We start from the raw sequence: 10,101 nt of genomic DNA, 5'->3' as shown, positions 1-10,101 counted from the left end.
ACGAGAGCAGGGACACATTCCGTGACGAGCGATACGCGTCACATGGATCAAGGAAAGCATCCGCGGTGAACTGCCGTACAGAGCCTGCGAACTAGTGTGACCAACGGCTGGCGCGCAGGCCGGGGCGCGCGTCAGGGGCGGTGCGCGCCGCGTACACCGCCGTGCGCCGTGCCCTGCGCACAGGGACGGAGGGCGGCTCTTGCTGACGCACCGGCGCCTCGCCCCGGGGCGGGTGGACATGCTCGTGCTGCCTGGCGAGGAGGCCGTGCGCTGGTTGAGGGAGTCCTCGCGGACGTGGCCATGGCAACGGACTGTCACTGCAGGCGCGTTGAGGCATCGGCGACAGGCGATGCCGCACACCGGTGAACGGCCCTGCCCGTGGCGTCTCGGTTCAGGAACGCGCGTTGGTCTTGCCGGGTCAGGCCGTTGCGGTGTGGATCAGACCCAGTTCGTCATCGATATACAGCTGGTGGCGGCCCAGCCGGGCCGCTTGCGGGCGGACCGGGTCGTGTGGGAGGAGGACGAGGTCGGCGAGCAAGGGGTGCTGCTGCCAGGCCTCGGGACCGTGATGCTCCTGGGTGGCGGCAGCGACCCAGGCACTGGGTACCGGCACACAGTGCTGCAGGACGGTACGGATCGCGGCTGGGCGCAGGTGGGGCCCCTGGGGCAGAGGGAGTTGGCCTGCCGCGTCGAGGGTGGGCGGGCGGTCGCGGTGCCGGTAGCAGGCAAGGACGCGGCCGGGCCTGTCGTGCGGGCGGGTGGCTGCCTGGGCTGCGGTCAGCTTCTGGCGGTGCAGGTCGGACAGGGAGGCGACACGGTCGTGCGGGGGCACGAGGTGGGCGCTGCTGGTGTGTTCCTCGGCCCGCTCTGCCGCCAGGTACTGGGCGTGCAGGGCAGCGAGACGGTCAGACCAGGTGGCCGGCCGGCTGGACTGGTGGATGAGTTCGACCAGGTGCTGGGCGTGCCCGGGCAGGGTGATCTGGTGGTGGCCGGGAAGGGTGAGCAGGTGGGCGGTGGCGTGCTGGAGGTAGGGGTGTTCGGTCGCGGCCCAGGCATCGGGCAGCAGGGTGGTGCGGTCGTGGTCGACAGGGTGCACGACGGTGAGACGGGGGCCGCGGGCCCGGATCCAGGGCGGACGCGGGGCGATGCCGGGAGGCCGCTCGTTCTGCCAGGTCTGTTCGAAGCGCCACAGCCGTCCCGCGCGCTGGATGAGCCGGGCCAGTGAGGTGAGGTCGCTGACCACGAGGTCGGCATCGATATTGAGGCTGAGTTCCAGAAGACTGGTCGTGACCACCACCAGCCGTTCCGGGCGCGGACCGATCGGGCCGAGCCCGGTACGGACCTGCGCCAGAGCCCGTTCGAGGTAGTGGCCGGGAAACCGGGCGTGCACCAGCAGCAGTTCCTGCGGCCCTGCGGGCCACTCCAGGAACCGCTGGAGGTAGCGGTAGGTGTCCTGGGCGTCGGCAACCGTGGCGCACACGATGACGGCGCATCCGCCCAGCCGGGCCACGGGAGCGACCTCTGCGGCGATGCGGGCCAGCCGCTCCCCCGTTCTGGCTCGGCGTGCCGGGACATCGAGGCGCCTGTAGTGCGCCGGCCGCAATCGGAGAGTGACGGTGCGCTGCTGGGCTGCGGCGTGCTGTGTGCGTGCGTCGGCGGGGATGAGGGCGGCCTGGGCGGTGGCGGCATCGGCGAACAGCCAGCCCGGGTAGGGCACGGTGAACTCGTCTGCGCGCGCCATCAGATTGCGTCTGCGGTGGCCGGCACCGGCCAGGTAGGAGTACACGAGTTCACGCGCCTCCTGTCCCGGCAGGGTCGCCGACAGCACCACCACAGGGACACGCAGGCTGCCCAGCCAGTGCAGCAGGCGGGTCAGGATGCGCCGGCTGAACGCGGTGAGCGCATGGGCCTCGTCGACGATGACGCACTTGCCCGACAGGGACAGCATCCGCAGAGCGCTGTCGCGCACCGGGAGTGCAGCCATCAGTGCCTGGTCGACGGTGGCGACGGTGAACTGGGCCAGCAGCGCACGGTCCCAGCCACGCACCCAGCCGTCCGGGAGGATCCGACGCCAGGTACCGCCCCTCCCCCGGCTGCCGGCCGGCCGGCAGCCGTCGTCCTCGTCGTCGTCCTCGTCGTCGTCGGTGTGCGGGTCGTCGCCGGTGCAGACAGGGACGTCGCCGGGGGCGAGCATCTCGTCGGTGTAGGCGGCGTTCAGCCAGCTGTGGTTGTGCGCGAGCGTGAGCACGGCCGGAGTGGGACGGTGCGCACGGAGATAGCCGCACACCGTGTCGTAGGCGGCGTCCGCGGTAGCCGTGGTGGGCAGCAGAAAGCACAGTCCGCAGGTGCCGCACGCGTCGTTGAGGATACGGGCCGCCTCCAGCGCGGTGACGGTCTTGCCCGCGCCGGTGCCGTCGGTGACCAGTAGGATCCCCGCGCCTCGTGCACCGGCCAGTTGAGGGAGGCGGTCCAGGACGGAGGCCTGCAGCGGGTTCGGGGTGCGCAGACCGGGATGCGCGGCGCAGAACGGCAGTTCCGGCAGTTCGATACGTGCCAGCCGTGACTCCTCCACCACCTCGCGGGCCTTCCAGCGGGCCCAGGCGAAGTGCTCGGCCGCACCATAGGCGGGCATGTCCGCCCGCGGCGCCCACACCTTGCGCTGGCTGGCCAGCCGGTCGGCGGCCATCACCAGTCCGGTCATCAGTACCGCAGCCGTGACGGACACCTGCCTCGGCGTGGCCTCAGCACCCGTCAGATGCCGTACCTGGGCGGCGTAGCGGTAGCGGATCTCCTGCCACAGCCGGCCGCCCAGGTCGGCCTGCACACGCCGGGTGCTGGCCGCACCGTGCACATCAAGCTGCGGGAAACGTCCGTGGTGGCCGCCGGCGATCTGTGCCATCCGCACGGCCGGGCTGGCATCATCCGACAGTTCGTAACCCATCTCTGCGAGGATCCCGACCAGGGCGTGCGCGGAAGCCCGCTCGTGCCGCATCAGTCTCCAGCGGCCCGTATCGGCCCGCAGCGCATCGCTGACCCGTGCCCACGCAACCGGTTCACAGGCCTGGAAACGGCTCACTTTACCCAGGTCATGCAGGCCCGCGATGAACATCACCACACGGCAGGCCTGCATCTCACTCATCCCCAGCCCCCGGGCGATGGCGGCGCGCTGTGTCCCAGTCAGCAGCCGGTCCCACAACTCCCCCGCCACAGCAGCCGTATCGAGCATGTGAAACAGCACCGGGTAGACCAACCCGTGCCGGGCGCAGTACTTGCCCCACAGACACAACGACAGCCCCTCGATCCAGCTCTCTTCTACAACCCCCACGCCCGCGGTCATCCTCCCAACAGTCACCGGAACCGAACGCGGCCTCCCCTACCCCGCCGTACACCGGCACTCGCCAGCTCCTGCCCACAACCGCCCGCTTGAGTGAATCGCCCCCATGACACGCATCATCAGCCCGGAAGGCGGGGCAGACTCCCCGAGCCGCCCACCCCGCACCCACATCACGTAACGGCAAAGCCACCACACAACCGCAGGTCAACAAGAGTCCACTCCGCATGTGCAGAGATGAACCGTGCCCCTGTTGCGGCCGCCCGACGATGTTTCAGTCCACTCCGCACTCGCAGAGATGCACCGCCGGGCGAGACCATCGCCATCGCGTCGGAGACGCCCACTCCGCGCACGCGGAGATGCACCGATCCCTCTCGGTCCCTACACCCCTGCGTAGATGTCCACTCCACCCCCGCAGAGATGCACCGTGCCGCCACCCGGCGATCCGGGCCCGCGTGGGGTCCAGTCCGCGCACGCAGAGATGCACCGTCGCCTGGTGGGTGCGAACGTGTGCCTTCCTCGCCCACTCCGCACACGCAGAGATGCACCGTGCCGCCACCCGGCGATCCGGGCCCGCGTGGGGTCCAGTCCGCGCACGCAGAGATACACCGTCCGGCGAGGATCCCTACCGCCTTTCCCCGCCGTCCTCTCCGCACGAGCGGAGATGCACCGCTGATCGAGTACGCCCGGCTGTTCCAGTACGAGTCCACTCCGCACACGCAGAGATGCACCGAAGACCGCACTGGCGGCGCTCGGTCTGCTCTGGTCCACTCCGCACGCGCAGAGATGCACCGTGGCTGTCCCTGTGGGGCATCGCCATCCTCGCGTCCACTCTGCACACGCAGAGATGTACCGATGCCCGGGAGCTGGTTCCAGGTCTGGTGCAAGTCCAGGGAAACTCCGCGTGACTCGCACAGCGAAGATGTACTGGCACCCCGTCAGGTCGCGGCCGCTCACTGATCCGCAGGAGCGGAGATGTACCGCTGATCGAGTACTCCAGACTGTTCCAGTACGAGACCGGTCCGCACGAGCGGAGATGCACCGGCGCCGAGGTTGTCCAGGATGCGCTGGGCGCGGCCCACTCCGCACACGCAGAGATGTACTGCAGGTCGTGTCCCTGGTGGGCCGCGAGTCCAAGTCCATTTCGCACACGCGGAGATGCACCGTTCAGGCTCCTGACTGGCGGCGACCGCATCAAGTACGGTCCGCAAGCGCGGAGATGCACCGACCGAGGGAGCGCCCGGCCAGGTCGAAGTCACGTACGGTCCGCACGCGCGGAGATGTGCCGCCCGCCTATCCGGCCCGAGTTCAAGTCCCGTCGTTCGGTCGCACACGCAACACGCGGAGAGGTTTCCGTTCAGCACGACCGCTTCTCTGGCCCCCCGGTGTATTTCGGTCCGCACACACGGAGAGATATCGATTTACCGCGCTACGAGTTCACAGGCCACACCGGGCACTTCAGTCGCACGAAACAAGATCAAATCTCCTACGCGATTCGCATCGGGATGTCCTGTGTTTTTGCATGACTTGCCGTGACCATCTTTCGTGCAATGTCACGCCACGGAATCAACACACCAGCTCACAAAGCTTTCTAAGCGGCATTCAGATGAAAGAGAATTTCGGACGTTTCAGTGCGAGACAACAGCAAGCGCCTCGATGCCTCCGGCTTCCTGAAGACGATCAAGGGCGGCGCGGAGATGTGCGCCTACATCCTGGCCACCGACGTCGACATGGAGGACCTGGACGGCTTCGAACTGACCGGCTGGGAGCAGGGGTTCGGGGACGTCCACATCGTCCCCGACCTCAACGCCATCCGCCGCCTGCCGTACCTGCCGGGTACGGTCCTCATCCACGCCAACGCCCTCCACCGCAGCGGCCTGCCCGTCGACGTCGCGCCCCGCACCATGCTGCGCACCCAGATCGACCGCATCAGGGATCTCGGCCTGGACGTGGGGATCGGTCTGGAGAGCGAGTTCGTGCTCTACCAGGGCACCGCGCAAGACGCGCACGCGGCCGGGTACCAGGGTCTGGAGCCGGTGGCACCCCACAACCTCGACTACGCCCTCGACCTGCCTCCGCACCTGACGGACTTCCTCATCGTGCTGGAGGAGACGCTGCGTGATGCCGGGATGCCGGTCGAGGCGGTCAAAGCCGAGGGTGCCGCTGGTCAAGTCGAGGTCACGTTCCCCTACGGGGAGGCTCTGGCGGCCTGTGACGCGTACACCGTCTACAAGCATGCCGTGAAGCACCTGGGCGGGTGGCGCGGCATGACGCCCACGTTCATGGCCAGCCCCCAGGCCCGCGTGGGCAGCGGCCTGCACCTGCACCTGTCCCTGTGGGACAACGGGCGCAACACCTTCGCCGTCCCTGGTGTCCCGGGCGAGGGCTTGCTGCCCGAGACGATGCAGTGGGCCATTGCGGGGCTGATCTCCGCCATGCCGTACCTGGGCCCGCTGTGGGCACCCGGCGTCAACTCCTACAAGCGGTTCGTGGCGCACTCGTTCGCCCCGACCCGTTTCACCTGGGGCTTCGACCACCGTGGTTGCGCGATCCGCGTCACCGGCCACGGTGACGGCGCGCACCTGGAGGTCCGTCTCGCCGGCGCCGATGCCAACCCCTACCTCGCGCTCGCCGCAGCCCTCGCCGCCATCCACCACGGTCTCACCGACAAACCAGTGCTACCGCCCGCCATCACAGGCGACGCCTACACCGCCGATGCCCTGCGGGTACCGGCCGATCTCGGCGAATCCCTGGCCTACTTCGACAACAGCACGATCGCGCTCGACGCGTTCGGGCCGTCCGCGGTGAACCACTACTCCTACGCGGCCCAGCACGAGATCGGATGGCACCGCGATCGCGTCACGGATGCCGAACTGAAACGGGGGTTCGACCGTGCCTGAACCCCCATCGCATCGCCATCGCGTGACTCCCGAACAGATCAGAAAGGTCATCCGGATACGGCTCGCCGATGGCACGTACGGTCCCGGGACTCAGCTGCCCTCGGAGCGGACTCTCTCCGTTGAATTCGGTGTGCCCAAGTGGATGGTCAGCCGTGCTCTCCAACCGCTGAGGGACAACGGCGATCTCCACTCATCGGGGGGCCGCCGCGGAACCCGGGTTCCGGACCCGCAGTCTCTCGTGCCGCTCCCCGGGATCAAGGAGATCGAGCAGATCGTCCGCTCGCGGATCGGCGACGGCACGTATGCCGTCAGGACGTGGCTGCCGTCGCTGCGGCACTTTGCCGTCGAGTTCGGGGTGACTCCCACCAGCATCCGAACGGCCCTGAAACCACTGCATCAGGAGAAGCTCCTCGCCTCGCTCAGACCACTGGGTACCTACGTCGTCGACCCGGGACAGCCCGGGGTTCCTCCGTCCGACAGAGCGTCGAAGACCGTGGCGTACGTCGGGCAGGCACTCCGGGAGCGGCTGGGTGATGGCATCTATCCGCCCGGCAGCCGACTGCCCGCCAATCCGGAACTGGCCACTGAGTTCGACGTGGGGCTGACCACGATTTCGAAGGCAATCAGACCGCTCAGGACGGAAGGGCTCATCGTCAACGGACCGGGGCGGGCGTACTCCGCCCGGCCGACTTCCAAACCCCCTGCTCCCGTCAGGAACGCCACGTGTGAGCCGGTGCCTTGCGACGCCGGGACGATCTCTGAACAGGACCATCAGTGACCAGCTTTACCGTCCACGACGACACCCGCCACCACGACGATTTGCGCGAGCGGATCTCCGACATCCTGCACAAAGTGGCCCCGGACGTGGAGACGACCACCGGCCTGCCCCTCCCTGCCCACGTCTGCTTCCGTCTGCTGACCCCGAAGGCCCGGCGGCACGCGCAAGTCCAGAACGCACAGCGCATCCTGGACCGGGACACCGCGGACCTGCTCCTGGAACCCGCGCACATCACCGCCGCCCGCATATCGATCAAGATCACCCCCGTCACCGCAGCACTGGTCGATCCTCTGATGCTCGCAACGAGTATGGAGGTCGACGGCGGAGCGTACGAGACCCTCATGGCGCCCATATCCCTACGCCACGCCGGAGTCCTCGCCCACGAGCCCTCCCTTCTCCAGGTGGTCGCTCATGAGCTGGTCCACCATCTCCAGTTCGCTGCGGCCGGCGGGACCGTGTGGAAATCCCTCTTCCCCCAGGTCCGGGGTATCGACCCCGATAGCGTCATCGCCTTCCGAGAAGGCCACGCCGCCTGGGCCGATCGTCACATCACAGCCCGATTGTTCGGCGCCCCCGTCGATCACCGCCGGGATGCCTCGAAGTCGTGGCGCTACCGGCTCCACAATCGCCTGCCCGGCATCGGTCGTCTCGGCCCAGACCGTGAAACGTACAGGCCGGAGTTCCGTTTCTTCGCCGATGTCAGCGCCACAACCGGCACCGACGTGATCAACAAGGTCTGGAAGGACACAATCCTGCAGCCCACCGCAAGGGAGCTCTTCGACCCCGAAGCCTGGCTCGGACGCGTCACGGACGTGGAACTGAAACGGGGGTTCGACGATGCGTGACGACCCCGACTACGTACCCCGCTGGCTGCGGGTCCACCCCAGCAAGAAGTTCGCCGCCACCCTGCGTGAAGAGATCACTGATGGCACCTGGGCCCCTGGCACTGTCCGTCGATCCGGTGACCTGGGACGGCGTTTCGGGACTACCCCGCACGTGATCAGCAGGACCGTTCAGCTGCTCCGGAAGGAAGGCCTCGTCGAAACGCGAGCCGGTGGCGGAGGCGGTATCGCCCCGTGCGGCACCACGCCATCGGCATGGCAGCAGGTCGCGCACAGGGACGACGTCGAAGACGCCGTCCGCAAGCGGATCAGTGACGGCACCTATCCCGTCGGCGAACTCCTGCCCAGCGTCGCCCTCTTGGGCAAGGAGTTCGGCGTTGCCAAATCCACCATCTCGCTGGCCATCCGACCACTGAAGGACGAAGGCATCCTCTCGAACGCCGGCCTGACCGCCCACTACGGCACCGTGGTCGCCAAGCGCACCGCATCCGACGCCAGCCCCCAGCCTGGCGCAGGTGACGCGGACACGGATTGCGGCCAGGTCCCTGACGCATACCGAGAGCGGGGGCTGTTCCATGCCTGACAACGCAGTGCCGGCCCAGCAGCCTGACCTGGCCAATCTGCCCCACGAAGAGCAGGATTCCGGCGCCAGCCAGCCCTCGGTCACCGGCCGACTGCCCGTGTCCTGGACTACGGCACGCGCGTACGCACTGGCACTCACGCTGTTCGCCCTCGCCGGCGGTCCTCATCTGGCCGGCGCCGTCGTGGCCTTCCTGCAACTGTCCGGCGCAGAGGTCCCCGGCGCGGCCCCTCGCCTTGAGGAGATCGGCCGACTGGTCGGCCTCGCAGGGGCCGCGGCCTGGCTGCTGGGACTGATCCCCACCCGCCCTCGCCCGCACGGCACAGGGTGGCCGGTGCGGAAGGTGACGGTGCTGGTCGGGTCGCTTGCCGTGATCGTGGCGGACGAGGCCGGAGAGTTCACCGCTGACCGCGCCTCCACGCAGATCGCCGGGCATCTCGCCGAGCTGGTGGTCTGGGTCTGGCTGTGCGTCGAGGTGACCGCCCGGTGCGGGATCACCCTCCAACGGCTGGACCTGGCCCGACCGGTGCGCTTGTTCCGCAAGCGCACCAAAGCCGAGCGCGCGCAGAGAGCGCTGGGGGAGCTGGTCTTCTTCGCCCATGCCGCAGCGATCTGCGCGGCCGTGTTCCTTATGGGGGTGCTGGCGCGGCTGCCGGGCCCTGTCCTCAAGGGCGATCAGGCGACCGCGGCCGGGGTCCCCGACCTCGGGCCGCATCTGGCCCACGCGCTGTGGTCCGCGACCGTGGAGGAGGTACTGGCGACAGCGGTGGTCGTGGCCGTGCTGACGGCCGCACGCCGGCCCTTGTGGGAGGTCCTGCTCGTCACAGCATTGATGCGTACCCTCCCGCACCTCTACCTGGGGCTGTGGCCGGCCCTGGCCGTACTGCCGTTGGGCATCACGGCCGGGTGGCTGTATCACCGCTACCGCCGGGTGATCCCGCTCATCCTGGCCCACGCCACCTACAACGTCGTCAACATCCTGTTCGGGATGCCGCCGCTCCTAGGAGTGTGCTTCCTCATGCTCGCCGGGGTCGGCTGGTCCTGGCTGGAGACCCGCACGGTCCGGCCCCGTCGCAGATCACGCCCCGCTTCCCGCGGCTGACGGCAAAGAGCCCCGCCCCTCGCCTGCCCCTGCTACGGCAGCTCGTGAAGAGCAAAGACCACCGTGGCAGGGGCGGCGCAGAGGGCCGCAATCGCCCGTGCCTGATCTCTAACACTGGAGAGTGCATTGCTCACGACCACAACCTTCCGCAGTGTCGAAGGCGCGTACTTGGCCCTGCTCAGACTTGCCGCAAGGGAGTTCGAGCACCGCATCGCTGCGCGCGGCAACGAGGCGCGAGAGGCGATCGGAGTCGGTTTCCGGTTGCCTGACCCCCGTCAGCGCCTCCCCTACCTGGCGCAGCGCAAGGTCAATCCGGTCTTCCAGTTCGCCGAGGCACTCTGGTATCTCGCCGGGCGCCGCGACCTGGAGATGATCGGCTACTACGCGCCGTCCATGCGCTCCAGTTCCTCCGACGGTGTCCACCTTGGTGGCTCCGCGTACGGGCACACGATGTTCACCCCGGCCAACGGAGACTTAGACGCCATTTCGTTTGGTGTGATCTTGCGGCAGTCTGGACCGGTGACTGCTGAGCTTGTTGAGCGGATGGTCCCGGACGGTTTATGGGAGC

The 10,101-nt window shown here is 68.3% G+C and carries 7 protein-coding genes and 1 pseudogene; 7 read left to right on the top strand and 1 reads right to left on the bottom strand.

The features are described from left to right. Positions 1-418: 418 nt before the first annotated feature. Positions 419-3,325, bottom strand: coding sequence for a CRISPR-associated endonuclease Cas3'' (locus ACZ5VQ_RS47865; RefSeq protein ID WP_469110506.1), 2,907 nt, complete (start codon positions 3,323-3,325; stop codon positions 419-421). A 1,637-nt stretch (positions 3,326-4,962) separates the two neighbouring features. On the opposite strand from ACZ5VQ_RS47865, the gene ACZ5VQ_RS47860 reads away from it, so the two are divergent. From ACZ5VQ_RS47860 to ACZ5VQ_RS47830, 7 genes and pseudogenes are all read left to right on the top strand, one after another. Then, the gene (locus tag ACZ5VQ_RS47860) at positions 4,963-6,231 is read left to right on the top strand and encodes a type I glutamate--ammonia ligase (RefSeq protein ID WP_469110505.1); all 1,269 of its coding nucleotides are present in this window, start codon (positions 4,963-4,965) and stop codon (positions 6,229-6,231) included. Next, positions 6,224-6,439: pseudogene (locus ACZ5VQ_RS47855) on the top strand (GntR family transcriptional regulator); the annotation flags it as partial. The gene ACZ5VQ_RS47860 and the pseudogene ACZ5VQ_RS47855, both read left to right, overlap by 8 nt. 30 nt (positions 6,440-6,469) lie before the next feature. After that, entirely contained in the window at positions 6,470-7,009 is a 540-nt protein-coding gene (locus tag ACZ5VQ_RS47850; RefSeq protein WP_469110534.1) for a GntR family transcriptional regulator, read from the top strand. Beyond that, positions 7,006-7,854 carry a hypothetical protein gene (locus ACZ5VQ_RS47845; RefSeq protein ID WP_469110504.1) on the top strand — a complete coding sequence of 283 codons (849 nt, stop codon included), beginning with the start codon at positions 7,006-7,008 and terminating at the stop codon, positions 7,852-7,854. Before ACZ5VQ_RS47850 ends, ACZ5VQ_RS47845 begins: the two co-directional genes overlap by 4 nt. Beyond that, positions 7,847-8,434, top strand: coding sequence for a GntR family transcriptional regulator (locus tag ACZ5VQ_RS47840; RefSeq protein ID WP_469110503.1), 588 nt, complete (start codon positions 7,847-7,849; stop codon positions 8,432-8,434). Before ACZ5VQ_RS47845 ends, ACZ5VQ_RS47840 begins: the two co-directional genes overlap by 8 nt. Beyond that, positions 8,427-9,533 (top strand): CPBP family intramembrane glutamic endopeptidase, encoded by a 1,107-nt coding sequence (locus ACZ5VQ_RS47835; protein ID WP_469110502.1) that lies wholly within the window; start codon positions 8,427-8,429, stop codon positions 9,531-9,533. The genes ACZ5VQ_RS47840 and ACZ5VQ_RS47835 overlap by 8 nt, the downstream gene beginning before the upstream one ends. A gap of 126 nt (positions 9,534-9,659) precedes the next feature. Continuing rightward, positions 9,660-10,101: thymidylate synthase family protein (locus ACZ5VQ_RS47830; RefSeq protein ID WP_469110501.1), on the top strand; the 442-nt coding region annotated here is incomplete at its 3' end.

The sequence above is a fragment of the Streptomyces sp. NPDC033178 genome, assembly GCF_055577685.1.
Note: the sequence above shows the minus strand (reverse complement) of the source record. Positions and strands in the feature narration are given on the sequence as shown.